The sequence below is a fragment of the Mesorhizobium sp. M1B.F.Ca.ET.045.04.1.1 genome (assembly GCF_003952465.1).
In the GTDB taxonomy this organism is placed as follows: Bacteria; Pseudomonadota; Alphaproteobacteria; order Rhizobiales; family Rhizobiaceae; genus Mesorhizobium; species Mesorhizobium shonense.
In genome coordinates this window covers 7508356-7531949 of record NZ_CP034448.1, presented here as the reverse complement: position 1 = coordinate 7531949, position 23594 = coordinate 7508356, and the positions used below count along the sequence as shown (strand labels likewise).

Here is a 23594-nt window from a genome sequence, read left to right as displayed (position 1 = left end):
GGCACAGATGGCTTGGGAACACCGACCGGAGAGCAGTCGTTCGGCGGCTACTAACTTGCAACATCATCATGACGTTTGGGTGAAGTCTCTTTGGGCCACACTTGCCTGTCGCCAAGCATCAGGCGGTAGCCCTCGACCAAGCTGGGTATGATCGTTAGGGCCTCTTTCGAGGAGTAGAACGTCGCTATGGTTATGGCGTTGCCATCGACCATGCGCTGCAGGCGGTAGGCCTCGCGATACGGCTTGTCTTCGTCCACCAATGACTTCCCCAATCGAGAGCGTATTAGCCGTCTTTGATGACGATTTCGTGAGGTCGTTGGTAAGGGGGGACCGATATCGTCGCCTTGAGCCATCGCTAATGAACCTTCCGGCCCCTCGCCGGTTAGCCTCTTGCAACTGGTTTTTTGGAGGTTCCAATGGCAAGATTGCGCGAAAAAGGCACCGGCCCTCGACCGCGCAGAAAGTCCCGTAGCCGTCCTCTGAAGGGCGAAGAAGCGGAGGTTACGCACGTTGTCGAAAAACACGACCTCTCGCCAAACCAGGCAAGAGAGCTAGTGCGTCGCCATGGCAACGACTGGCGGAAGATCGATGAAGTTGTGAAGATCTACAAGGATGAAAAATGAGCTTCGCGCTAGAGACTCTGGAAGCCCACTGCACGAGGATGTCGCGGCGGGCTTAAAGGAGAGCGTCACACGCTTACAGGGGCTCGGGCCGCAGAACTATCATCCGGCCGATAGTGGCTTCATCCGTCGATGCATGACCGCGTATCGGCTCAGGTGCAAGAGCATCGCGTCGACGACGGTGCGGTTGTTTGTGACAGCCTTATGACGCACGATGCGCGTGGGTCGCTTCCGTGAAGCGACGCCGAGAGCGTCATGCAGGAAACAGAACTGAAGCTCGAGCTTTCGCAATCGGGTGCGCGGTCGCTCCTGAAGGAGAATCCGTTTGGATCCTCGCCCAGCGTTCTTCAGCAGATATCCATCTATTTCGATACCCCCGGCTGGGATCTATCCAAGCGCGGCCTGTCGCTTCGCATCCGACAATCGGGAAATGAGCGCATACAGACCGTCAAAGCCGGAAATGGCGCCGCGGCCGGATCGTTTACGCGCGAAGAATGGGAGCAGCCGGTCGCCGGCGACACACCGATACTTGATGATCCGCAGATCCGTGATCTGCTGGCAGAGGCTGGCCCAAAGCTCGCGCCGCTGTTCGAGGTTCATGTCAAACGGCATTCTTGGAATGTGATCGATGGCGACGCTACGATCGAAGTCGCTTTGGATCTTGGCAAGGTCGTTGCAGCCGATCGCGAGGCGTCGTTCTGCGAGATCGAGTTGGAAAAGGAGGCGGGCTCACCGAGAGCGCTGTTCGCGCTCGCCCGGCAAGTCGACCTGCTCACACCGACGCATGTCGGAGTGCTGAGCAAAGCTGAACGGGGCTATCATCTGCTTGGCCCGGCGCCCGGTGCCGTGAAGGCGGCTTCGACCCCGCTCATGTCCGAGATGAGCGCGACAACGGCTTTCGCGCACATCGCGGCGGCCTGTCTCAGACAGTTTCGTCTCAACGAAAGGGTGCTTGGCTGGTCCCGCGACGCCGAGGCCCTGCATCAGGCTCGCGTGTCGCTGCGACGACTGCGCTCGCTTTGCTCGATCTGCAAGTCGCTGTTCCATGACAGCCGCTTCGACCACCTGCGAGAAGAATTGAAATGGCTCGCCTCGGAACTTGGCGATGCGCGCAATATCGACGTGATGGTCCACCGCGCTTCGAGCGAGGCTCTTTCAAGCCGTCTTCAAAATGCGCGCGACGACGCCTATGCGGCGGTCGAAGCATCGCTTTCCTCGGTACGCGCCCGCTCCTTGATGATTGATGCCACCGAATGGGTCTCCATCAGGGACTGGCGGACCGACCAATCGGACGAAGCGTTGGCCGATCAGTCGGCGAGAGATTTCGCCTCCGAAGTATTCGATAAATTTTGGAAAAAGGTGGCGAAGGGCGGCAAGAATCTCATCGATGCCGATGACGAGACCCGCCATAAATTGCGAATCGCCGCAAAGAAGCTGCGCTATGCGGCGGAGTTCTTCGAGCCGCTTTACAACAGCAAGTCGGAAGCCAAACGCCATCGACGGTTCATCACGATGATGGAAGACCTGCAGGATCAGCTTGGCAGCCTCAACGATCTCGCCACCGCCCACGATATGCTGGCGGCGCTGGAGCTTTCGGACGTGGCTGGTGCGAAGGATCTCTACAGTGCCGACGACAAGTCCAAGCTTCTCAAGGACGCCGCGGAGGCTCACGACGGCCTTGTCGACACAAGGCGCTTCTGGCGCTGAGGTAGATCGATCGCCACCTTTCGGGGTGGTGTCAGAAATCACCAGGACAAATGCACCGTAGCGTCGGCTTTGCTTGCGTTGGCGCCACTAGGTTCCGCATCGTGTGGCCAAGAATATTGGTTGGCAAAGTAATTTTACGATCCGACGAAGTTCAATCAAATATCTGTGAAATACCGCACAGAGCCTATTTAGGCGCTTAAGATAAATGGAGCGCGTTTTATTTTTGAGGGGAGATTGGAATGCCGCTGGTCATCAAAGCCTACGCCAATGCCGACGATGTTCTGGTCGCTTGGAACACCGCAAACTGGGACGACACCTGGGTCGGCTTCAAGCTTGAACGCCGTGACACCAAGACGGGCGTGCAAAGCGTGATCATGAACCGGATCCCGCCGCAGGCGGGGGCCGACAAGGTGCCCGATGATGGCATTCCCTCCGACCAGTCGCCGATCCGGCGCTGCATCTGGACCGATCATTCAGTGGCGTCGACGGATAGCGTCTCCTATCGGGTGACGGCCATGCGCGCCGCGGACAACGGTTTTACCGCCGACGAAGCGAGCAGTTCAGACTGGACTGAGCCGCTCGTTGCATCAGGCGACGCCGGCGACGGACTTGCCGCCTATTTCAACCGTGGCACATTGATGTCGCAGGTGGTCAGCAGGTTCGTCCACGGCGACATGACGCTTCAGTCCCTGCACAAATTTGCCGATGACCTCAAAACGCCAGGCTTCCCGGCGCGACGCTATCTGTCGGGCGATGCCCGCCATCAGATCCTGACCTTCCTCGGTGAAGCGGACCGCCGGCAAAGCGAGATTTATGCCGCCATCTACGAGATCAATGACGTCGAGTTGATCGATGCGCTGAAGCCTTTCGGATCGCGCGGACATATCCTGATCGGCAATGGCGATGGAACGGACCCCGAGGTCGGCTCTGACCTTGAGCGCGCCGGGCTTGAGGTCCATCACCGCGATCTTTCGCATGCTGGCAGGTCGTCACCCAGCGTCCACAACAAGTTCGTCGTTGAAGTCGCGCGAGGTACCGATACCGGCGCGGCTGTGCTGACCGGAAGCACCAATTGGACGGTTACGGGACTGTGCACCCAGCTCAACAACGTGCTGATCGCCCAGCGTCCGAAAATTGCCGACCGCTATCTCAACCAGTGGAAAAAGCTCGTCGCGGCTGGCGACGATATGCCTGAAGCGTTGCGGGCGGCGAATTCGGATCCAACGCAAGACGCCGAGATCGAGCTCTACTTTGCCGCGACGACAGGACAGGCCGAGTTCCAGCCGGTTCTGGAAGCGATCAAAAACGCGAAGCAGGGCGCGCTGTTCGCCATGTTCATGCCGGGGAATTCACCGTTGCTGAGTGCCCTGCTCGATCGCGCTCAGGAGAACGAGATCTATGTGCGCGGCGTGGTATCGCGTGTCGTCGCCACCAAAACCGGCGACATCGTCCAAGTGGAGGGCCAGGTGGTAAAATCAGGACCAGGCTCCGGCAGCTTCCATCGGGATGTGCTGATCCCGTCCGGCATCACCGACAAAAACAAACCGGCATGGGTAGAATCGGAATTCACGGCCCAGGAAATGCTCGCAAACCATATGATGGCCATCGTGCATTCCAAGGCCATCGTGATAGACCCCCTTTCTCCGGATTGCGTGGTGATCACTGGGTCTCACAATTTTTCGCCAAACGCCTCCGAGAAAAACGACGAGAACCTCATCATCATCCGCGGCAACCAGAAACTGGCGCAGGCCTATGCGCTGCACCTCACCGGCGTTTACGACCACTATTCCTGGCGTAATTATCTTCAAAACAATGGCGACCCGAACTCGCTCTACACATCGTTGGATGGGTGGAAGCCGGGCGGCTCGCGCGCCCAGGAACTGAACTTCTGGATGTCGTGAGGGCTTCTCTATGTCTCTCAGCTATGGCTTCGCGAAGGCGAAAATCACCGGCGCCCCTGTGCTCAAGTCAAAGCCGTTCGGAAATGAAACGCAGTACCATCTCCATGTTCCACTCGACGTTGGCGGCGCAGCTTGGGACGTCGCCGTCAATGTCGGAACCGACGATTCCGACGATCTGCTGCAATACAAACTGGTCTTCGACTTTCAGCACCCGCTCATTCAGACGCTTGCCGGGGCGCCAGCGGGGCGTAACGACCTGACCGACAAGAATGCGTTGCCCGCGCTGGATTTCATGCGCTCCGACCTACTTTCTGGAACTGGTCGCTGGCGCCTGAGTGACCCGATGGATGGGAGCATGGAGGCCGAACCGGTGGCTTCGATGAACCGCTTGCTGCAGCAAGCGGCGCAAAACAGCTGGGACGTGTATGTCTTCGGGCGCTTTTATACAGAAGGCGACGGCATCCACGACACCCATATGAACCAGGGATCGACCGGCCAGCACTTTGCCCATCGCGTGGGCAACGATCACAACGATCACAACGACGTTTGGCAGGATGGGGCAGTTCTGATTGCGACGTCGGGCGAGCGATGGGCCGGGTATTTCGCGGCGTTCGAGAACCAGCTCGTGCCGACCGACGCGCTGGGCAATCCGACCGCCGACAGCAAACCGGTGGGTGAACTGCAATGACCGACAAGTTTATCATGATCATCCGGCATGCGGAAAAGCCGCTGCCGGACAGGCCGGAGCTCGGCGTCGACGAGCTTGGCCAACAAGATGACAAGTCGCTGACGGTGCGTGGGTGGCAGCGCGCCGGAGCACTGGCATGCTTCTTTTGCAATCCGCCGCCACCGCTGCAGATTCCTAAAGCGATTGTCGCCTCCGCGCCGATCAAGAAGGATGGCAGCGGAAGCCGCAGCCTTAGGCCGACCCAGACCATCACGTCCCTTGCCCAACGCCTCAAGATCGAGCCGGACACACGCTATTCGAAGGGCCAGGAAAAGGTCGCGGGCCCTGCAATCGGGCAAAACCAGGCGCCGACGCTGGTGTGCTGGCAGCACGAGTCCATTCCGGACCTTGCCGCCGAAATCACGCAGTCGACCGAGATCGCGCCCACTTCATGGGATGACGACGACTACGACAGCATTTGGATCCTGCGATTTTCTGCTGACGAGCAGCGGTGGAGTTTCAGCCGCGAGCTGCAACGACTACTGCCCGGGGATAGGCAATGACGCAGACAGAACCCGGGTTCGAAGCTTTGGCAAACATTGCCCGAAGTGCCAAAGCTTCATCGCTCGTGACGCCATCGTCTGCCCAGTCTGCCAGTCCAACACTTCAGAGAAGCCCGAGGAAAGAACCTTCGCCGACTACGCGCGCTTTGTCAGAGACTGGATCGGATTTCCCGCAGCCGTCATCACCGCAATTACCGCATTGTTCGTGCCGGCTGAGAATAACGTATTGGCCCTGATGGGCTGGGATGGAGCCCATCTGACCTTGGACTATTTGGGCAGGCCTTGAAAGGGTAACATGCCGAACGAGGCACGCTGCCAGGTTTGAGCGGCTCTCCGATCTATACGCTCGGGGGTGGGGTGAACCGGACTTGACCGTCGGCCCCCATGGCACCTGGATGCCCCGCTTTTCCATCGGGACCTTTCGGCCCTTGAGCTCCGGTAGGTCCGCCGCCCTGGCACAAGCCAACTGGTGATCCTCCATCGCCACCGTCACCTCCTGACCCGCCAGATCCCTCAGCGCCGCCGACGCCTCCCGCTCCGCCCCTCACGAGGACCTCACCGATCACAGCCTTCGCAGCATCCGTATCGGCCGCTTGAACGATCAAGGTTCCTCCAGCGCCGCCGGCAAAGCCGTTAGCCCCATCACCACCGGCCTCTCCTTGTCCGCCCGTCCCTCCACGCCCAGCACCGTGGCTGCAGTCAAACAGGCCGCTAGCTGCATTGCCTCCCCGAGCCCCCTTCGGTCCCTTTCCTCCGGGCCGGCCAGCCGCACCATCGGCACCATTCTGCCCTCGCAGGTCGCCAACCAGCCGTCCCGTCATGTTCCCATGCACGATCAAGGTAACCTTGCCGCCGCTCGACCCGGCCGCGGCTTTCGGTGGCACCTCGGGATTTGAAAACGACTTTAGCGTCCCACGGTCAGAGATGAAGTTATTCACTTCAATGGTCACGTCGGCGCCGTTCGTGACGATTTCGCCTGCCGACAGCCGCAGCGTCGAGGCGACGATGTACACTCGTTGTCCTGCTCCAATTTTCAGCGTTCCGTCGATGTCGAGTTCTGGTCGTTTCGCGATTTCCTGTATTCGCTTAAAGACATCCCTCTGCGCCGGCTCCTCGGTCAGTTGCGAGCCCAAATCACCGAGTGTCGCCGTCTCACCCGTCTTGATGACGACACTTGGCGCTGCTGACGCAATTCTGGTCAGAGGCTCGGTTGTCGCCAAGAGTCGAGACATCAGGAGCGCGCCGGCAGGCGGAACGCCGAAGAAGACGGACGAGACCATCAGCACCAGAGTAGTAACGAACAACACCGCTAGCGCCCAGGCTAGGAACGAACCTACGCCTTCAAGTCTTTTCGATGCGGCAGACAGAGACGATAACGCCCCGACCACCAGGCCGAGCACAATGATGGCGATAGCAATGGCCAGCACAGTCCCCAGACTGAAGCCACGCGTCCACCCGAGAACCAACGCCGCGCCGGCAAATACGAGAACGCCTCCGGCGACAAATACCGTCTGTTTCGGGGCCACCTTCGCGGCCCATGCAAAGAATCCTGCCGGCCCGAAATCGCCAGATGGGCGAGACGAATTGATCATCTTCGATTTGTCTGCCATAGCTTCGATCCGCCATTCCTATGGAGATACTCTATTCTTAGTGAAAGCCAAGGCACTCCCGCGCGTCGCAGAGGCGTGAAGAGTATTACCTGAAGAACGCTGCTGCTTGAACTGGCGAATGGCAAACTGCACGCTGGGGGGTTACCGATGCGCGTGTTTGGTGGCCTTAGGTTACCAATCGGAGCTGCAATAAGCTCAATCAAAACATCTCCTTGAGGCCAGTCGGGAATTGATTGTCGTTGGGGCACATTGGTAACCTGTTGTCCGAAGGGCATTGGTAACCTCTTCGGGCGAAAGCGGCAGGATATCATCCACTTAGCAGTGCGGCCAACGACAGATAATTCTGGACTCTTGCCCCCTACCGACGACAGATAATTTCAGACGCCATACCAGACTGCCTTTTATGCTCTATCGCCCACAAGCGGCGCGGCGCGTGCTTTGCGAAAGGATCGCCAGGCAGCCTGCAAGCAGGAGCAGGCCGCCGATGAGCGGCGGCAGCGCCACCAGCTTCACGGCCGCGGTGATCAGCGCAATCAGGATCAGCACCAGCAGGGCAAGGCTGCCATCGTCGACGAACATGCCGACGAGCTCCTTGAGAATGAGGCGGACGACGTTCATCGGGCAGCTCCTTCAGCGGGCGCGGCATAGGCGCCGCGCAGCCAGCGCACGATGGCGAAGGACGCGGCGGCGAAGACGGCGAAGATGGCGAGCAGAGCGAGGTCGGCGCCCGGCCATTCCGCGCCGAGGCCCTCGCCGATCCAGAACACGCCGAAGCTGGTCAGCATCAGCCCGACGACGAATTTCAGCGCATTCTCAGGCACGCGCGCCAAGGGCCGGTGCACGGCAAGGCCGATCAGCATCACCAGCACGAAGGCCGCCAGCGCGCCGAGGCCGGCATAAAGCGTCTGGCCGTGCGCGGCGCCGACGGCAATGACGATGAACACCACTTCGACGCCCTCGAGCAGTACCGCCTTGAACGACGCGACGGCGGCCAGATAGTCGGCGCGGCGGTCACCGGCCTGCCGCCGCAGCAGCTCCGTCTCCTTGGAAAAGGCCTGCTCCTCGTCATGCAGCGCGATCACGCCGACGCTGCGCAGGATCGCCTTCCGGAGCCAGCGCATGCCGAACAGGATCAGCAGCACGCCCACCACGAATTGCAGGACGGCGATGGGGATGAGCGCCAGCAGCGGACCGAAAACCAGCACCAGCGCCGCAAGCAGGACGAGCGCAAGTGCTGCGCCCGTCAGCGCGGGGCGCCAGCTGCGCGTCACGCCGACGGCTAGCACGATGGTGAAGGCTTCGACGACCTCGACGAAGGACGCCAGGAAAGACGCCGTCACGGTGGAAAGTACGGGTGTCAGGCCATGCATGCAGGCATCCTATAGATCGGGAATCATCAATTGGCGAGAACGATACAGCGGTCCGGCGGCAGCGAGAACGCCAGCGATGAGCCGACCGGCGGCGCCTCCGGCCAGTCGAGGCGGACGCGTTGCGGGCCAAGTTCCACCGCCAGCCGCCAGCAGCGGCCCTGGAAGGCGCTCGACAGCACCTTGCCCTGCAGCCGGTTGCCGGGATGCGCCTCGGCAGGCCGCGCATCCTCCGGACGCACCACAAGCATGCCGTCGCCAGGCGCGGCGCTCGGCGTCCGCAGCGCCCCGATGGCTGCTCCCCGCACGCTGAACAGTCCGTCGCGCACGGTGCCGGGCACCACCGAAAAGCCGCCGATGAAACCGGCGATGAAGGAATCGGCCGGCGCCTCGTAGATCGCGCGCGGCGTGTCGAACTGGGCGATGCGGCCGTCGCGGAGCACGGCGATGCGATCCGAGACGGCCATGGCCTCGGCTTGGTCATGCGTCACATAGATCACGGTCGCCGCCTCGCGGCGCACCAGTTCCATCATCTCGATGCGCATGTCCTCGCGCAGTGCCGCGTCGAGATTGCTGAGCGGCTCGTCGAACAGCATCAGCGCCGGCCGCGCCGCGAGGCAACGGGCGATGGCGACGCGCTGCTGCTGTCCGCCCGAGAGCTCGGACGGATAGCGGTCGCGATAAGGCGCGAGCCGCGTGACCTCCAGCGCATGGCCGACGCGGGCGGCGATCTCCTGCTCGGCGAGCCGCTGCGCGCGCAGGCCGAACGACAGATTGCCCGCCACCGTCATATGCGGCCACAGCGCATAGTCCTGGAACACCATGCCGATCCGGCGCTTTTCCGCCGGCAGGACGGATCTTTCGCTCCAGACCACACGGTCGCCGAGCGTGATCGTGCCCCTGTCGGGATCGATCAGTCCGGCGATGCTGCGCAACAGCGTGGTCTTGCCAGAACCGCTCGGGCCGAGCAGCGAGACGACCTCGCCCGCCTTGATGGCGAGATCGAGATCGCGGAGAACGGCGCGGCCGCCGAGCGACTTCGAGATGCCGGTGCAATGGAGCGAAGCGGTCATGACGGCTCTCCTGACGCGGCCGGGGTGCCTTGCGGCCGGCAGACGGCAATGAAGCGCTTGAGCGTATACCAGATCAACGCCGCCGCGCCACCGGCGGCGGCCATGGCTGCAAGCGCGATGGCGCAGGCCAGGCCGTCGCGATCGTGGCTGAACAGTTTCAGGATCAGGGTCGGCGCCGGGGGACCGCTTTGCGGGATCAGCATCTGCGACATGGGCAATTCGAAGACGGTGCGGATGAAGGTGATCAGAAAGGCCGTGACGACGCTGAGCAGGATCAGCGGCAAGGTCACCGACAGGAGACGCCGGATCGCGCCGATGCCGTGGAGCCGCGCGGCGTCGGTCAGGCTTGGCGCCAATTGGCCGATGGCCGAGAGGATGACCACAAGGCAATAGGGCAGCGCCGCCGCGACATAGCCCATCACCAGCAGCGAGCCGTCGCCGTAATGCGGGAACGGCCAGTCGCGGAAGCCGGGCAGCCGGTTCCAGACCAGGATGTAGCCGAAGCCGAGCACGATGCCGGGGATCGCGACCGCGCCGAGCGACAGGCCGAGCACCGCCGTGCGCATGACCGGGCTCGAACGATCGAGCTGGGCCGAAAGCAGCAAGGCCAGCACGCTGGCGATGACGGCCGTGAGACCGGCATAGAAGAGGCTTCGCACCAGTCCCTCATTGGCCGCAGTCGCCGGGCTGAGCGCCGCGCCGATATTGGCGAGGGTAAAATTGTCCGGCGCCAGACCGTTGCCGAGCGTGCTGGTCAGCGCTCTTGCCGCGATCGCGCCGAGCGGCAGGACCAGCGCCAGGAAGGCGACCAGCAGCGCCATCGCCAGAACGGGCCAGCGCCAGGCGCCGAGCCGATAGCGCCGGGCCGGCCTGGCGCGTCCGGAAATCAGCTGCGCATCGGCGCGGCGGCGCAGCAGCCTGTCGGCCACCACGACGAGCAGAACCAGCGCCAGCAGCACGAGCGCCTCGGCGCCGGCGGCGGGGAAATCGACCGGATAGTCGCTTGCCGCGGCATAGATGCCATAGGTCAGCACGCCGAAGCTCGACATCCTGGCGATGGTCGAGGCCAGGCCGAAATCGGAGAGCACCTCGGCGAAGGTGGCGATGAAGGCCAGCACGATGGCCGGCGCCAGCAAGGGGCCGTTGACGCGCAGCCAGATCCTGAGCGGCCCGGCGCCCGACAGGCGCGCCGCGTCCTCCAGCTCGCTACCAAGGCCCGCCAGCGCGCTGCCGATGATGAATGCGGCGAGAGGAAAGAGGCTCAGCGTATGCACGAAGACCAGGCCGGCCAGTCCGAAGAAGGACGTGCCGAGCCAGGGCGGCAACAGGCCGAGCTGCGCCAGGTAGCCGCCGGACGACATCAGCAGCACCCAGGCCAGCGCCTTGAAATAGGACGGCGTCAGGAACACCAGCCATGGCACGACCGAAATCGCGCAGCGCAGCGGGATATCGCAACGCTGCACCAGCACGGCGGAGGCGCCGCCGAGGATGGTCGTGGTGAAGGCGGCGATGAGGCCGAGCTCCAGCGAATGCAGGATCGAGCCGGCGACGGATGGTGAGGCAAAGATGCGCGCCAACGGCTCGGCGCTGAAGAGAGCTTGCGCGCCGTCGACAGCGAACAGTCCCGGCATGACGGCCTGCAGCAGCACGAGCGCCAGCGGCAGGCCGATCAGCAGCGCGAAGACGGCATAGACAGCCAGCGGGCCGGCAAGGCGAGCCGGTGCGGACAGGCGCCTGCGCGCCCACCCGCCTGCACCGATGCCGCCGGCGGCGGCATCGAATTTCTGCACCATCGTCATTGCCAGGCGAGCGCGGTCACTGGACGAACTTTTCCTTGTACCACTGTTTCCACTCCGTCTCGTGCGCCGAGGCTGCCGCGTCGTCGAGATGGGTGTAGGCGATGTTGGTCGCGCGGCCGGGCTTGGGGTTCACGCCCTTGATGACCGGGATGTAGAAGAAGTCGGTGTCGTCGCCGTTCTGCATGGCGGCCTGGCCATCGGCGCTGGTGACGAATTCGATGAACTTCTTCGCGGCATCCATATGCTGCGTCTTGGCGCTGATGCCGAGGCCCTGCGGCAGCGAGACCGAGCCCTCGCTCGGATAGACGGCGACGACAGGCTCGCCGGCGGCGATCTTGGAGAAGATGGCGCTGTCCTGGTTGATGCCGACCGAGGCGTCGCCGGTGAGCACGGCCTTGTTGACTTTGCCGCCGCTGGAGAGGCCGGAGAGCGACTTGTTGGTCAGCGTCTTGGCGAGCAGTTCCTTGCCGGCATCGACGCCATTGGTCTGGAACAGGCCGGCGAGCCACTGATAGGCCGGGCCGGAAAGGTTCGGGTCCTTGGCAGCGACGCTGCCGGCGAAGCCCTGCAGGTCGGCCCAGGATTTCGGCATCTTGTCGGCCTTGACCTTCTTGGTGTTGACCTCGATCGCGGTGGTGCTGGTGCCGGTCGGCAGGAAAGCATGGCTTTGTGGGATCAGCGACTTGCCGAGATCGGTCCAACCGATCTTGTCATAAGCCTCGGCCGGGACCGGCTGCAGCACATGGTCGGCCGCCATGCGCTCCATCACGGCGGAGCCGTCGAGCCAGACGATGTCGAATTGCGGATTGCTGCCTTCGGCGGCGATCTTGCCCAGCGTCTCGCCGGTGCTGCCGGGCTCGACGACGTCGACGGTCAGCCCGGTCTTGGCCTGGAAGGCCTTGGCGACAGGGCCGGCAAAATCGAGCGCGTCGTAGAGCACCAGATCGGCTGCGCAAGCCGGCGCGGCGATGGACAGCGCCGTCAAACTCAGCGCAAGTCCAAGCGTTGTATTTATATTCATATCGCTCTCCTGTTGTTTCGAAAAGGCAGAGTAATGCCAATTCTATATTAGTATGCTCTCGCTGACACTTTTATGTCAGCGGCGATTGTTTCTTGCGCGTCCCGCGTTTTACCCATGCCTTGTCGATCGCGCCGCGCAGGCTGCTCAGCCGGTCCAGGCTGTCGAACGCGGTCTCGCCGGCCTTTGCCGCCAAAGCGATGATCATTGCCTCGATGAGCACCATGGTGCCGCCATGGGTGGCGAGGTGGTCGGCCTTGCCGCGCGGAGCCGGCAGCGTGGCCGCTATCTTGTCGGAGACGAGCGGCCCGAGATTGTCGCTGATCAGCACCACCGGCACCTCATGCAAGCCGGCCTGGTCGAGGACGATCTCGACCTCGCGGTAAAGCGGCGCATAGGCCAGCATCAGCACGGCATCGCCGCTTTCCAGCCACAGCAGACGGTCGGCAAGCGCTACGCCGGGCACCGAAAGCGCGCTGCTCGGCAGGCCGATCCTGTTGAATTGCAGGGCGGCGTATTCGGCCATGGCGCCCGACGGGCCGATGCCGAAGATGTGCCGGCGGCGGGCCGCGGCCAGAATGTCGATGGCGCCGGCGAAAGCTGCTTCCATCTCGGGCCGCTTCAGCGCCTCGAGCGCGTTTTCGTGCAGGCCGACGACATGGCGCAGCGCCGAGGCGCTGTCGCTACCGGTCTCCTGCAAGGTGCTGGCGAGCCGCCTGCCGGGCGACGCCGTTCCGGTCAGGTCCGCGAGCAACATCTGGCGCAGCGCCGACAGGCTATCGAAGCCGAGCGAGCGGGCGGTGCGCACCACGGTCGCGTCGCTGGCGCCGGCAAGGGCGGCGATCTCGGCCGCCGATCCCAACAGCACAGCCTGCTTCTGGCTGACGAAGAAGCGCGCCATGCGCTGTTCGGCCGGCGGCAGGGCTTCCAGCGACGCCTCGACGCGATCGTCGAAAGCGATTTGCCGGTCGGAATCGTCGGATGTCATGGTGGTCGGCCATTAGCCAGGAGGGTTCGTAGCAAGCGCTACGACGCAGACGATCCGAAATGTTCATTACATCCGTGTGACAGCGACGGCTGACGTGATCTACTGCGCCCGCGGCCAGGCCGAAAACCTGATCAAGATGCACAAGAGCCAGCTCGCCTCCGACCGCACCTCCTGCCGCTCACCGATTGCCAACCAGGTCCGTCTTGTCCTGCACACCGCCGCATACTGGTTGATGCTCACACTGCGACAGGCGGTGCCCACAACCCATCATCTGCGCAACGCCGAGTTCGCTCCGCTGCGGCTCAGGCTGCTCAAGCTCGGCGCTCGCGTCATCGAAATCGTCTCACGCATCCGTCTGGCCTTCGCCGCCGCCTGTCCCGAGGCAAGTCTGTTCCGGGCGCTCGCCAGCATCTGCGCTTTCGCGCGGGCGAGCGCCGCGCGCGAGAGATAGGTCCAGCCAAGGGCAGGCTCGATTAGCGATGCTCGTCTTGCTCGGAACTGTCTCGCCTTCTGTCGCAACATCTCAGTTCCAGAGTGAGGAAAGAGGCACTGCGGCGAGCTTATCACCGAATGGCACGACATCAGCGCTGTCGTAGAGCACCACGCCATAGCTAAAGCGATTGCCACAGGCCTCAGCCAAGGTCCGGAGCCCGCCGAAGTCGCTGGATTTCACCGTGGCGGACGCCTTGATCTCGATCCCTGCAATCAGGCCGTCGTCGCGCTCCAGCACGATATCTACTTCGCGCATCTGCTGATCACGGAAGTGGTGTGGCGTCAGCCGTAGATCCGATGCGGTCATGAGCTTCAGAACTTCCGAGAACACGAAGCTTTCCAGAAGCGAACCGAACAAGGTGCGATCGGCTTTCACACGATCGAGGCTCAGACCTCGGACCGTGGCGAGAAGTCCAGAGTCGAGGAAATGGAGCTTCGGCGTCTTGGTGATACGCTTCAGTGCGTTGGTGAACCAAGGCTGCAGGGTGGAAACGAGGAAGACCTGTTCCAGTAGGCCGACATAACGCTGCCCTGTCTTGTGGCTCACATTGATGCTGGCGCCGAAGTGCGAATAGTTGACAAGCTGCCCTGAGTGCTCAGCGAGGAGACGTACGAATTTCGGCAGTTCCGTCAATTTCTCAACGTCGGCTATGTCCCGGAGGTCGCGCGTCAGGACAGAGGCCAGATAGGATCGCGACCAGTCTTGACGCCGCCGCTCGCTCTCACGGGCAATCGCCTCGGGATAGCCGCCATGCAGCACAAGTTGGATGAGATCATCGCCGACGGGCGCTCCACGATCGCCTTGTAATTTGCCTTCGAACAGGCGCCCGAGAAAGGTCGCCGTCTTGCCGCCGATCTCAGCGCGTGCAAGCGGCAACATCCGGATCGTCTCCATCCGCCCCGCCAAGCTGTCGGCGATGCGCGGCAGTGTCAGGACGTTGGCGGAGCCGGTCAGCAGAAATCGGCCCGGCCGATAATCCTCATCCACCGTCTTCTTGATCGCCAGCAACAGGTCCGGAGCTCGTTGGATCTCGTCGATAATCGCCCGGTCAAGCCCGCGGACGAAGCCGGCTGGATCGGACTGGGCGGCCTCGAGCACAGTCTGATCGTCGAGCGTGATATAGGTTCGCTCCGCATTCCCCATTTGCCGGACAAGCGTAGTCTTACCTGCCCGGCGCGGCCCGACAATCAGGACCACCGGGGTGTCGACAAGGGCGTCTTCCACCCTGCGTTCCACGAATCGCTCGTACATACCTTCCCCAATCTGGGCAATTGGAACTATCAGGGATGATAATTGGGAGTCAACGACATGAATATTGGGACTATCGCCGCAATCTGGATCGAACCCGTTTCAATGAGATCTCCGGCCGAAGCACTCTGTGATGCGGTCCACCGACATCGCACCACTGTGTTTTGCTATTCGTCAATCGCCATGTTGTCCTGATCCAACTGCGTTACCTCTAGCCCAACCGGAATCTCTCCGGCCAGCAGCTTTTCCTTCGACAGCAGGCCAGCATCCTCGAGCGCCTCGAAATCCGGCAGCTGGCGCAGCGTGTCGAACCCGAACTGCGACAGGAAGTTTTTGGTCGTCACATAGGTATAAGGCGCGCCCGGCTGTGGGCTTCGTGGCCCCCACGCGATCAGGTCCTGCGCGCGCAGCACACCGATCAGATCGCGCGACACTTCCTTGCCGAAGAAAGAAGACAGCTCGCCCCGCGTAATGGGCTGGAAATAGGCAATGCACATCAGCACAAGAGCCTCGGACTGCGACAGCTCTTTTGATCCGGCGCCCTGCCCGGCGGCCGTGCCAAAGGCACCGCGAATGACGTCAGCAAACGCTTTTTTGGTCCGGTGCTGCCAACCGCCGGCGACCGACACCAACTCGTAGGGCCGGCCGGCGAGCTCGGCGCGAATGTCCTCGATCACCAAATCGAGATTGCAGCTTTTGCCCACCACCCGCGCCAGCACGTCGCGCGGCACCGGCTCACTGGCGGCAAAGATCACCGCCTCCACGCGGCCCATCCATTCGCGCCAGCGCAGTTCGGCCGGAAGGTGCTCGAGATCGGTGTCCAGCAAGGCCGGCTGATCGTTTGCCTTGCGGCGGGCGGACGCTTCGCTCATCGCTAGAGCCCAAACAGCCGGAAGCTGGTGCGACCGGAAAGTTCGCGAACGACATCGAGGTGTTGCAGCCGTTCGAACAAACGCCGCGCGGCAAAGCGCGACAGGTTCTTGGTCGTCAGCGAGCCGGAAACGGCGTCTTCGTTGAGCAGCAAAAAGATCACGTCGCCGGCGCCCTTGGCGCGCAGTTTTGGCGCCACCGCCAGAAGTTTTTCGGCGCGGCGCGACAGCTCGGCGGCCAGCCGGCAGGCCTGCGCCGCCGCTTGAACCAGCGCCAGGCACAGCGCCCTATCAAATGCTTCCGCGCCCGGCCGGATCCTCTTGCCATCGGCCTCGGCGCGGAAGGCCGGAGCAAAAGCCTGGGCGATAAGCAGCGGCAGCGGTCGCGACCAGCGCAGGCCTTGCGCCAGCACCAGGTCAGCCAGCCACCAGGCAAAAAGCTCGGAGTCGGGCCTTACGGCAACGACGTGGGCCGCGATCGCCGCCGCGGCGAAGGGCGCCGGCCGCTGCGCCTCCGCCAGCTTTTCGATCTCCGTGCAAAGGTCGGCGAGCGCCGCGGCGCCCCAGTGGAGGCCAAGCTGGTCGACGATTTTTTCCAGCCGTTCGGCGTTGGCGACGGCCGGCTGCACGGCCAGCTGCCGCAAGGCCCCAAAAATGGCGCCGGCGGGGCCGGGATCGGCGCCGGTCGGGCGCAGGTACCAGGCGTCGCGTAGCGCAGCAGCATCCTCGGCGCGGCCGGCGAGCCGCATGCCGGCGGCGGCGCAGTTGAGCGCCAGCCGCTGCCGCCAGGCACCCGCCCAGGCAGGCTGCCCGCGGGCAAGTCCATCGAGCGCACCCAAGGCAGCGCCGGCCTGAAAAGCGGCATCGGCCTCATGCAGCGCGCCGCCGTCGGCGAGCGCCCAGGCCGGGACGGTCGGCTGCGCGGTGGGGCTGGCGGTCGCGGGATCGAGGCGAATCATGATTTTCGAGGGTAAACCGCCCGTGCGCTTTATGCCACCGTATTTGGGTGCAAACGCACAGCCTGTCGACAGCGGTTTATGTCCGATAAGGTTGCATTATCGGACATATTGCGAATAGCTTCGCAAATCATGGATGTCGCTCGTCCTAGATCACTGGAAAAAGCCCAGAAACGCGCGGTTTAGCCCCTCTGTCTCACCAAGTTTCCTGGATTCTCTCGCCATGGTTTTGTGGACCGGTCGGCCCGGATAAGTGGATTCTGGCGCCTTTCTGAATCGGTTTTCGTGAGACTACCTTCATCGCGGCGAACTAGCCCAGGCTTAACCCGCTGGGTTTTCGAGTCTTTTGACACTAGCCGCTGGCCAACTGAGTTTGTCACGTAGTCTCACGATTTCCGACTCGATGCAGGTAGTCTCACGAAATCCGCTCCACTGAGGGCGGGAAAGCCGGCCAAGTCGGCCCCTCGCAGCCACCTCCACCGTGCGCCTGAACGCTGCGCACGTCCTACACGGCTCGATTGCGTGCTTTCGACCATAAATGGCCCAGGACACGTTCCGGCAGCTTTTTCCGATCTCCGGAGCGCCACCGACGTCGAGGACGGGCTTTCCAGACTGGAGATAAAGCCGGTGGCCATGCGGCCTGCGACGTCAATGGCCAGCGTCAGCCACGGGCTTTGCAGCGGCTTGCGGTACACAGCATCGACCACAATGACATCCACAAGCGTGCGGTCGACATGCACAATGTGAAGCACATGATCAGCACGATATTCCGTCACCGCTGGCGCGAACCGGTCGCAAGCCGCCTTCGCCCCCTCCCGGTCCCGCATCAGCCCCCGGCGGTCGACGAGCTCGACGCGCGCCCGCACGGCCTTCCAGGAGGGTGAAGCTACGCCGTCGCAATAACGCAGCGCTCGCACACGGTCGTGGAAGGCGCTGATCGTCGGCCGTTCTGGTTTGCGATAGGTATCCCGCATCGCGTGTTCGATCATCGCTTCAGTCTCGTCCGGACGCCTAAGACCGGTCGCGAGGCTGTGGCCGAGCAGAGAACTCCTCACTGGAGCCGAGCGGTATCGCTCCAGCAGCTGGCAAATGCGGCTTCGGTTCAGGCCGAGCTGCCGGCAGGCCGGACCCACGTCAGCGAGTGACAGCCGTCGCTTCGCCGCCAAGGGACGGATGACCGCCCCTCGCGCCACCGCCAGTTGCCAGGCCGCGTCATCTACGGCAAGCTTGTCAGGCCTGCAGCCCATTCAGCTTCCCTCTCGGACTTCGTCCTCTGAACAAGGCTAAGAATTCACTTATCATGGTAGGAAACTAGGATGAGCGAAAAGTGTTAAGAGTCCCCAACCTGCAAGCTAGCGACCTACGCTGAATGACACCCAGGATCTGTCAAATCTAGATGGCCGCCGGCGATACGCCGTACGGCTTCTCCCGGTCGCCAAGGGGAAAAAATGCCCGAAACCCCGATCCGCCTGCCCGACGCCGCTACGGTCGAGACCGTGCTCGCTAGTCTGGAGCCGGCCTCGGCCGACGCGGATCTGGCCCCTGCCCTCTCCGCCGCCTTCCCCGCCTTCACGTTCTCGGCGGCGCCGGTCGCCGATTTTTACTGGCGCGGCGCCGACCGCACGGTGATCGACGCCGACGGCGTCCGGATCGGCGAGCATGAGGCGTGGATAAAGAGCGAGTTGGCCGCGCTAGGCGGCGAGCTGGCCACCTTCTGGAGCCGCCATCGCGACAGCGGGAAGAAATTCGCCGAATGGCGCGGCGCGGCCGTGTTCGCCTTCGCCCCGACGGGCCCGGGCGTCGCCGACTTCGTCCAGCTCTCGCTTGGCCGCGAGGTCGAGGTTTTGGCCGGCCCCGTCGTTGATCCCGGCTATCGGCCCTGGAGCGTCGGCGATCTGCTCGAGCCGTCCTGGGTCAAGCGCGAGCCGGGGACGGACGCGCCGGTGCTCGCAGGCCCGGTCTACCGGCTGCGGCGCCGCAGCGGCCTCGCCCATATGCGCAGCTTTCTCGCCACCCGCCGGCGCCGTGAACGCGAGCAGCGCGAGGCACGCAGGCCTGAGCTCGAACGGCGCGTCATCCGCGAGGTCAGTCCCGACGGCGCGCGCGACACCGCCTTTCTCGACATGAACCCCGGCTGGTTCGACTTCGTCCCGCGCGAGAACCGGTTCTTCGCCGACTGGGAGCGGTCGAGCGCGTCGGCAGCACGGATTTTTGAGCACTGGGCCTTCGACATCACCGACTACGAGGAGCGCGGGGAGCGCCAGCTGAGCTTCATCCCGCGGCCGCTCAAGATGCCGGCCGACCGGCTGCTTGGCGACGACGGTGTGTCCGTGCACCGGCTGATGGAGCGCATCGAGGCGATCGACCTCGAGATCGGCCTGCCCTTCGCATGGTTTTTCCTGATGACGCATGGCCACTGGGTCGATCCCCACGTCGGCGACGCGATCGCGGAAGCCCTGCGCGCCGGGCGCGTACGCCTACCCAACCAGGATGCGGCGGTGCTGCTCGCCTGGGCCGACAAAAAATATCTGTTTTGAGCACGACGAAAGACGCGCGTCCGCCCAAGCCCGCCTCCGACGAAACGCTCCGCCGCGCCGAGGCTCTTCCGACGCCACCTGCCTATCGTCGCCTTGCAGACTGACTGAACTGACCCTATCGCGCATCGGCCTTTGTTTCGCCGTGTGACCGGCCAGGGCAAGGACGGTAGTGCGCACCGCATCACGACCAGGAAGCGCTCGCCTGGTGAAGCGGACGGCTTTGGCCGCCGGCGTGCGTGGCGATCTGTCCGAAGGCTAGCGCGGCCGAAGTTTTCCGGGCATTCGTTCGTTTCGTAGTCAGGCATGATCCTCCACTGCGCTACCGCACGACCCATCAAACTCCGGGTTTAGCTTTTCCAAATGATCCTTGGCCCGAGAAACCTGCTGCGGGAACGCGCGCAGAGCGTTGACCACGGACTCCAATTCGGAGCGTGCTGCAGCGGCGATATCGAAAACGGATTCTCTGTTGGCAGTAGCGTGTCACGGCGTTCAAATGTCGCTCGGATTGCCTGGACCAGCGATCCACATTCGAACGCGAACAGCCGCGACAGCGCCAGCAGGTCGTAAAAATCCTTCATGCGACTGTTCGCCTGGCCAAGCACGACGATTGCCTGGAGTTTTTCGGCAACCACGGTTTCCCTGGGATAGGCTCTCAGTCGAGGACCCTCGGCCGACAGAAGCGACGGAAACTCCAGCTCCTGCGCCATCGGCGTAACAGCGTCACCAAAGCCGATGTCAACTTGTACCGGGATCCGGGTCCTCCCGAGAGACGCTGTCGTCTGCACCCTGACGCCGCCATATTGCTGGCCTTCACGGATCACCTCGACGCTTAGGCGTTCGTATCGTACACCAGTCCGTCTTTTTCGGCCTCGATCCGGCAAATCGTTTCGAAAACGGATCGGATCGCCGCTACGGCCGGATTGCCGAATCCGAGAAGATCGAGGTCCTGCGTAGGGCGAAACGGATCGATGAGCCACGCTGTGAAGAGCATCGCGCCCTTCAGGATGAACTGATCGCGATGCGGGGAGATGCTCAGCCGATAAAGCAGCCTCTCGATGGCGTATCGCCTCAGGATGAGCTGATTGTCCGTCTGCTTGTTCCGCGCGATGTTGCGGAGCCGAGCAAGAATCGATGCTGGAAGATTCGCCGGCCTATCCTTCATCAGCAACTGTGCTTTCAAGATAAGGACGAACGATACTCCAGATGCGCAGCGCCTGCGCATATCGGGCAATGTCGTCGGGCTTAGCCTTTCTGGATCGCCATCCCATGCGCAGCGCTTCCATTGCAACGTCAAGGCCGACGGCGTTGCGAAAGCGGAAGCAGTCCACGATCGATTTGGCCGGATCGAAGATCCGGACAGGTACCGAATCGATGGTGTAGGTCTTGACGCCAAGGGTGAGCGCCTTTTCGCCGAAGCGAGCAACCCGGGTGGGCGGATAGTCGATCGTCGGCTTGCGGTCCTTGGAGCCGATTGCGATCCAGACGCTGCGCGGAAGCTGCAGCGTGATCTCATGAAACTGGAGCGCCGATACGAGGCAGATCACACCTTTCGGAACACGGGTCGCGACTTCGGCCAGGGAATGAGAAATGTCGACGTCGGCATCCGCGCGTTCGTAGAGCCCTCGTGAGGGGCGATGGAGGATGCCCTCGTCAACCAGACGAGCCAGTGTAGCCGGATTGATGCCTCGGCGTTTCAGGTCCGACAGGCGCATGATCCCGTGGCGCTCAATCAGACCGACGGCAAGGTCGCGCTGAGAGGTTTCAACGGATTCGGTCATGTATCAAACTGTCGGCAATTACCGGTAAGTTCCAACATTTTATTACACCGGTCTGTGAAAGTCAGCAAGCAGCCCTTCCAGGTGCTGTAAACGTGGCGCGAGACATCGGCGCGTCAGCATCGTGGCGCGATGGAAGAACATAGCGTGAGTTCCCGGCGCATGTCCTGCGTTAGCTTCCGAAAAACACCGTCATCGGCCGAATTGGCTGACGGTATTGCGATTTTGCTCTCGGACAAGAAAACGGATACCGTCAAAAAGACCGTCAGAACGGTCTCTTTGTACGCGATAGTCACGATAGATGATGAAAAATCTGATTTTGAAATCAGTTGCTTAGAGTGTTTAGCGAGTAACCGGGGCAAAACCGGTGGTGTTGCGCGGGTGGATCTGCTGTTGGGGTTCAGCGAGCAGCGATGAGAACGGGAAGCGGTAGTACCTTTCTGCCAGGGATGCCGAGGCGGTCGCCGAGATAATCCCAGAAGCTGACACCGAGCCTGTTGCAGGTCTTCATCATGCTGAGCATGGTGTCGCGGGCGGCACGGCCCTGGTCGCTGTGGGTTCCGCCGCTGATCTTGCGCCGGGTCACGACGCTGCGGATATCGTTCTCCGAGCCGTTGGTACGGAGCGGAATGTCCGGGCGTTGGAGGATCTTCAGGAAGCTTTGGCGGTCGGTCCGGATGCGCGCGAGTAGACGGTCGAGGGTCACGAACCTGGTCTTCATGCCGACGATCCGGTCGAACCGCCGGGCCAGTTCCTTGGCTCTTCGGGGCGTCGGTTCCAGACACCAGGCCTTGATGTCGTTGTAAAGCCACCAGATCCGGCTCTGGATCAGGGCCTTGGCGCGGCGCTGCGGTTCGGTGAAGCTATCGAGGGCATGGATCTGCCGCTCCATATGGACCCAGCACCGCGCGTGCTCGCCGATTGCGAACTGGCCCGCCCCATCACTGAGGATGACAGTGCCGTCGAGGGCCGTTGCCTCGGTCAGACCGCCCCACAACGCGCCTTCACTGGCGATCCGGAACGGGGCCAGAGGGCCATCCTTGGGCTCCAGGCCATGGGCGAGCAGATGGGTGTCCCATGACGCCTCATCCTCGAACACGGACGGCTCGCGCCCGGCATGCAGAAGATCCGTCGTGGCCACCGGCAGCCCGCGCTCCAGCATGTAGGCGCGTGAGGCGGCGTTCAGGACCGACCCGCCGTGCAGGAGCCGCAGGAAGTTCAGCCGGCTCTTCGACTTGGTGGTCGTAAACACGGCGAACCGGTCATTGCCGACTTGCGTGCACACGCCATTGACCGCGCCATGGCGGGCCCCGGTGTCATCGACGCTGACCCAACCGGCCGCAGCGAGCCCGGCCGTCAGAACCTGCTTCGCTTCGGCGACGAAGGCGTCGATCTTGCTGGTCAGGATCCGCACGACCTGGCGCTTGGAGATCAACACGCCGAAGTCGCGCAGCAACGCGACGATCCGCTCCACGGTCGATTGGCCCTGGTGATAAAGTGACAGCACCAGACGCCGAAGTTCCAGACCGAAGTGCCCGTCAACCCCGTCGGGCAGCGGAGCGACGACGATCCGGCCATCCGGCAAACGCCAGCGGTCCCGATGATAGCGGACCACCCGCACCCCGATCGTCAGATCCTGCACCACGAAGCTTGTCCGCCCCAGAAACCGCGAGCCCGGTGGCGGCTCATAACAAAGACGGCGCTCTTCGGTGACGATCGCCCGGCTCGAGCCACGCCGCTTCGGACCCGTCGCCGCAGGCGAGCTCCGCTTGGACGACTGCTCCATCCCGCTCGGCTTCAGCGTCGGGCGCGGCGGTAGACCTTCAGACGCCGGATCTCATCCTTCAGAGCCGCATTCTCGGCGCGAAGCCCGGCGACCTCTGCCCGCAACTGCACGATCATCTCGAGCAGGTCTGCAGGGGTCAGCGTTCGAGAATCTGGTGGCTCCGACATGGCCCGGCGGAATCCCGCCGCCCGCCAAACCGCCACCCACTGTGACCCAATACCCCCGAGTCATAACGCTGCGGCCGCCACCGGTTTTGCCCCGGTTACTACCGAACCCTCCTCTCCCCTTGAAATCATTGCGAAAAAACGGAGTTTAGACTGCCGTCTACTTTTTCGGCCCCTGCCCGGGATGACCCACTCGACGCGGTGACCAAGAACCTCGATCCGTTCGATCGACGAGGATCTCGACCTTACCCTCCGCAGGCGCGTCACCGTGTTGCAATATAAGCGCTATCCTGTCGGCTGAGATCAATCGCGTACAACATTTTGGGTTCGCTTTTTAAGCTTTTGCCGTGCCGCGGAGCTACTTGCTGAGCACCATTGATCGCTTCGATCCAGATAACCCGCATCGGAGGGGTCGCGAAGTGCCGACAAATGGCATCTCGACGGAACCTCATT

The 23594-nt window shown here is 62.8% G+C and carries 24 protein-coding genes and 2 pseudogenes; 9 read left to right on the top strand and 17 right to left on the bottom strand.

All coding sequences use genetic code 11. From position 1 onward, the window contains the following. Positions 1-50: 50 nt before the first annotated feature. Positions 51-257 (bottom strand): hypothetical protein, encoded by a 207-nt coding sequence (locus EJ071_RS37015; RefSeq protein WP_126102251.1) that lies wholly within the window; start codon positions 255-257, stop codon positions 51-53. Positions 258-416: 159 nt separating this feature from the next. On the opposite strand from EJ071_RS37015, the gene EJ071_RS37010 reads away from it, so the two are divergent. From EJ071_RS37010 to EJ071_RS36990, 5 genes are all read left to right on the top strand, one after another. After that, a complete protein-coding gene (locus EJ071_RS37010; RefSeq protein ID WP_126102250.1) occupies positions 417-623 on the top strand; it encodes a hypothetical protein in 207 nt (68 codons plus the stop codon). Between the two features lie 252 nt (positions 624-875). Further along, entirely contained in the window at positions 876-2327 is a 1452-nt protein-coding gene (locus EJ071_RS37005; RefSeq protein ID WP_126102249.1) for an inorganic triphosphatase, read from the top strand. A 239-nt stretch (positions 2328-2566) separates the two neighbouring features. Then, positions 2567-4228 (top strand): phospholipase D-like domain-containing protein, encoded by a 1662-nt coding sequence (locus EJ071_RS37000; RefSeq protein WP_126102248.1) that lies wholly within the window; start codon positions 2567-2569, stop codon positions 4226-4228. A gap of 10 nt (positions 4229-4238) precedes the next feature. After that, entirely contained in the window at positions 4239-4916 is a 678-nt protein-coding gene (locus tag EJ071_RS36995; RefSeq protein ID WP_126102247.1) for a DUF2278 family protein, read from the top strand. Continuing rightward, positions 4913-5458, top strand: coding sequence for a hypothetical protein (locus EJ071_RS36990; protein WP_126102246.1), 546 nt, complete (start codon positions 4913-4915; stop codon positions 5456-5458). The genes EJ071_RS36995 and EJ071_RS36990 overlap by 4 nt, the downstream gene beginning before the upstream one ends. A gap of 338 nt (positions 5459-5796) precedes the next feature. Here the strand turns inward: EJ071_RS36990 and EJ071_RS36985 are convergent, their stop codons facing one another. From EJ071_RS36985 to EJ071_RS36955, 7 genes are all read right to left on the bottom strand, one after another. After that, positions 5797-7068, bottom strand: coding sequence for a Bax inhibitor-1/YccA family protein (locus tag EJ071_RS36985; RefSeq protein ID WP_126102245.1), 1272 nt, complete (start codon positions 7066-7068; stop codon positions 5797-5799). 408 nt (positions 7069-7476) lie between these two features. After that, positions 7477-7686: a hypothetical protein gene (locus EJ071_RS36980; protein ID WP_126102244.1), complete on the bottom strand. Its 210-nt coding sequence runs from the start codon at positions 7684-7686 to the stop codon at positions 7477-7479. After that, positions 7683-8438, bottom strand: coding sequence for a COG4280 domain-containing protein (locus EJ071_RS36975; RefSeq protein ID WP_126102243.1), 756 nt, complete (start codon positions 8436-8438; stop codon positions 7683-7685). Before EJ071_RS36975 ends, EJ071_RS36980 begins: the two co-directional genes overlap by 4 nt. Before the next feature lie 26 nt (positions 8439-8464). Beyond that, positions 8465-9508 carry an ABC transporter ATP-binding protein gene (locus EJ071_RS36970; protein ID WP_126102242.1) on the bottom strand — a complete coding sequence of 348 codons (1044 nt, stop codon included), beginning with the start codon at positions 9506-9508 and terminating at the stop codon, positions 8465-8467. Further along, the gene (locus tag EJ071_RS36965) at positions 9505-11301 is read right to left on the bottom strand and encodes an ABC transporter permease subunit (protein WP_189521366.1); all 1797 of its coding nucleotides are present in this window, start codon (positions 11299-11301) and stop codon (positions 9505-9507) included. The genes EJ071_RS36970 and EJ071_RS36965 overlap by 4 nt, the downstream gene beginning before the upstream one ends. A gap of 22 nt (positions 11302-11323) precedes the next feature. Further along, entirely contained in the window at positions 11324-12328 is a 1005-nt protein-coding gene (locus EJ071_RS36960; protein ID WP_126102240.1) for an extracellular solute-binding protein, read from the bottom strand. 70 nt (positions 12329-12398) lie between these two features. Next, entirely contained in the window at positions 12399-13313 is a 915-nt protein-coding gene (locus EJ071_RS36955; RefSeq protein WP_126102239.1) for a MurR/RpiR family transcriptional regulator, read from the bottom strand. 97 nt (positions 13314-13410) lie between these two features. On the opposite strand from EJ071_RS36955, the pseudogene EJ071_RS36950 reads away from it, so the two are divergent. Next, positions 13411-13764, top strand: a pseudogene (locus tag EJ071_RS36950) (transposase); the annotation flags it as partial. A gap of 72 nt (positions 13765-13836) precedes the next feature. On the opposite strand, the gene EJ071_RS36945 reads toward EJ071_RS36950, so the two are convergent. From EJ071_RS36945 to EJ071_RS36930, 4 genes are all read right to left on the bottom strand, one after another. Next, positions 13837-15057, bottom strand: a complete 1221-nt coding sequence (locus tag EJ071_RS36945; protein WP_126102238.1) for an ATP-binding protein — start codon at positions 15055-15057, stop codon at positions 13837-13839. 164 nt (positions 15058-15221) lie between these two features. After that, positions 15222-15926 carry an SMC-Scp complex subunit ScpB gene (locus EJ071_RS36940; protein WP_126102237.1) on the bottom strand — a complete coding sequence of 235 codons (705 nt, stop codon included), beginning with the start codon at positions 15924-15926 and terminating at the stop codon, positions 15222-15224. Between the two features lie 2 nt (positions 15927-15928). Further along, positions 15929-16882 carry a DUF1403 family protein gene (locus tag EJ071_RS36935; protein ID WP_126102236.1) on the bottom strand — a complete coding sequence of 318 codons (954 nt, stop codon included), beginning with the start codon at positions 16880-16882 and terminating at the stop codon, positions 15929-15931. A 383-nt stretch (positions 16883-17265) separates the two neighbouring features. After that, positions 17266-17868, bottom strand: coding sequence for a hypothetical protein (locus tag EJ071_RS36930; RefSeq protein ID WP_126102235.1), 603 nt, complete (start codon positions 17866-17868; stop codon positions 17266-17268). Between the two features lie 459 nt (positions 17869-18327). On the opposite strand from EJ071_RS36930, the gene EJ071_RS36925 reads away from it, so the two are divergent. Continuing rightward, positions 18328-19416, top strand: coding sequence for a hypothetical protein (locus EJ071_RS36925; RefSeq protein WP_126102234.1), 1089 nt, complete (start codon positions 18328-18330; stop codon positions 19414-19416). Between the two features lie 81 nt (positions 19417-19497). Beyond that, positions 19498-19672, top strand: a pseudogene (locus EJ071_RS39900) (integrase); the annotation flags it as partial. Positions 19673-19763: 91 nt separating this feature from the next. Here EJ071_RS39900 and EJ071_RS36920 read toward each other — a convergent pair. Genes EJ071_RS36920 through EJ071_RS36910 form a run of 3 tightly spaced genes read right to left on the bottom strand, consistent with a single transcriptional unit; the run spans position 19764 to position 21194 of the window. Then, entirely contained in the window at positions 19764-20237 is a 474-nt protein-coding gene (locus EJ071_RS36920) for a nucleotidyl transferase AbiEii/AbiGii toxin family protein (RefSeq protein ID WP_189521365.1), read from the bottom strand. Between the two features lie 8 nt (positions 20238-20245). Continuing rightward, a complete protein-coding gene (locus EJ071_RS40170) occupies positions 20246-20578 on the bottom strand; it encodes a nucleotidyl transferase AbiEii/AbiGii toxin family protein (protein WP_189521364.1) in 333 nt (110 codons plus the stop codon). After that, positions 20568-21194 (bottom strand): type IV toxin-antitoxin system AbiEi family antitoxin domain-containing protein, encoded by a 627-nt coding sequence (locus tag EJ071_RS36910; RefSeq protein ID WP_126102231.1) that lies wholly within the window; start codon positions 21192-21194, stop codon positions 20568-20570. The genes EJ071_RS40170 and EJ071_RS36910 overlap by 11 nt, the downstream gene beginning before the upstream one ends. A gap of 129 nt (positions 21195-21323) precedes the next feature. Between EJ071_RS36910 and EJ071_RS36905 the strand changes: the two genes are divergently transcribed. Beyond that, positions 21324-21608 carry a hypothetical protein gene (locus tag EJ071_RS36905; RefSeq protein ID WP_126102230.1) on the top strand — a complete coding sequence of 95 codons (285 nt, stop codon included), beginning with the start codon at positions 21324-21326 and terminating at the stop codon, positions 21606-21608. Here EJ071_RS36905 and EJ071_RS36900 read toward each other — a convergent pair. Beyond that, the gene (locus EJ071_RS36900; RefSeq protein ID WP_210211899.1) at positions 21592-22836 is read right to left on the bottom strand and encodes a transposase; all 1245 of its coding nucleotides are present in this window, start codon (positions 22834-22836) and stop codon (positions 21592-21594) included. The genes EJ071_RS36905 and EJ071_RS36900 overlap by 17 nt on opposite strands. 152 nt (positions 22837-22988) lie before the next feature. Further along, positions 22989-23144 (bottom strand): hypothetical protein, encoded by a 156-nt coding sequence (locus EJ071_RS39105; RefSeq protein ID WP_210211898.1) that lies wholly within the window; start codon positions 23142-23144, stop codon positions 22989-22991. Positions 23145-23594 lie beyond the last annotated feature (450 nt).

What these genes read in the sequence shown, in the direction of transcription:
- EJ071_RS37010 (WP_126102250.1), top strand. Translation starts at nt 417, where the DNA reads ATGGCAAGATTGCGCGAAAAAGGCACCGGCCCTCGACCGCGCAGAAAG.
- EJ071_RS37005 (WP_126102249.1), top strand. Translation starts at nt 876, where the DNA reads ATGCAGGAAACAGAACTGAAGCTCGAGCTTTCGCAATCGGGTGCGCGG.
- EJ071_RS37000 (WP_126102248.1), top strand. Translation starts at nt 2,567, where the DNA reads ATGCCGCTGGTCATCAAAGCCTACGCCAATGCCGACGATGTTCTGGTC.
- EJ071_RS36995 (WP_126102247.1), top strand. Translation starts at nt 4,239, where the DNA reads ATGTCTCTCAGCTATGGCTTCGCGAAGGCGAAAATCACCGGCGCCCCT.
- EJ071_RS36990 (WP_126102246.1), top strand. Translation starts at nt 4,913, where the DNA reads ATGACCGACAAGTTTATCATGATCATCCGGCATGCGGAAAAGCCGCTG.
- EJ071_RS36985 (WP_126102245.1), bottom strand. Translation starts at nt 7,068, where the DNA reads ATGGCAGACAAATCGAAGATGATCAATTCGTCTCGCCCATCTGGCGAT.
- EJ071_RS36980 (WP_126102244.1), bottom strand. Translation starts at nt 7,686, where the DNA reads ATGAACGTCGTCCGCCTCATTCTCAAGGAGCTCGTCGGCATGTTCGTC.
- EJ071_RS36975 (WP_126102243.1), bottom strand. Translation starts at nt 8,438, where the DNA reads ATGCATGGCCTGACACCCGTACTTTCCACCGTGACGGCGTCTTTCCTG.
- EJ071_RS36970 (WP_126102242.1), bottom strand. Translation starts at nt 9,508, where the DNA reads ATGACCGCTTCGCTCCATTGCACCGGCATCTCGAAGTCGCTCGGCGGC.
- EJ071_RS36965 (WP_189521366.1), bottom strand. Translation starts at nt 11,301, where the DNA reads ATGGTGCAGAAATTCGATGCCGCCGCCGGCGGCATCGGTGCAGGCGGG.
- EJ071_RS36960 (WP_126102240.1), bottom strand. Translation starts at nt 12,328, where the DNA reads ATGAATATAAATACAACGCTTGGACTTGCGCTGAGTTTGACGGCGCTG.
- EJ071_RS36955 (WP_126102239.1), bottom strand. Translation starts at nt 13,313, where the DNA reads ATGACATCCGACGATTCCGACCGGCAAATCGCTTTCGACGATCGCGTC.
- EJ071_RS36945 (WP_126102238.1), bottom strand. Translation starts at nt 15,057, where the DNA reads ATGTACGAGCGATTCGTGGAACGCAGGGTGGAAGACGCCCTTGTCGAC.
- EJ071_RS36940 (WP_126102237.1), bottom strand. Translation starts at nt 15,926, where the DNA reads ATGAGCGAAGCGTCCGCCCGCCGCAAGGCAAACGATCAGCCGGCCTTG.
- EJ071_RS36935 (WP_126102236.1), bottom strand. Translation starts at nt 16,882, where the DNA reads ATGATTCGCCTCGATCCCGCGACCGCCAGCCCCACCGCGCAGCCGACC.
- EJ071_RS36930 (WP_126102235.1), bottom strand. Translation starts at nt 17,868, where the DNA reads ATGATCGAACACGCGATGCGGGATACCTATCGCAAACCAGAACGGCCG.
- EJ071_RS36925 (WP_126102234.1), top strand. Translation starts at nt 18,328, where the DNA reads ATGCCCGAAACCCCGATCCGCCTGCCCGACGCCGCTACGGTCGAGACC.
- EJ071_RS40170 (WP_189521364.1), bottom strand. Translation starts at nt 20,578, where the DNA reads ATGAAGGATAGGCCGGCGAATCTTCCAGCATCGATTCTTGCTCGGCTC.
- EJ071_RS36910 (WP_126102231.1), bottom strand. Translation starts at nt 21,194, where the DNA reads ATGACCGAATCCGTTGAAACCTCTCAGCGCGACCTTGCCGTCGGTCTG.
- EJ071_RS36905 (WP_126102230.1), top strand. Translation starts at nt 21,324, where the DNA reads ATGGAAGAACATAGCGTGAGTTCCCGGCGCATGTCCTGCGTTAGCTTC.
- EJ071_RS39105 (WP_210211898.1), bottom strand. Translation starts at nt 23,144, where the DNA reads ATGTCGGAGCCACCAGATTCTCGAACGCTGACCCCTGCAGACCTGCTC.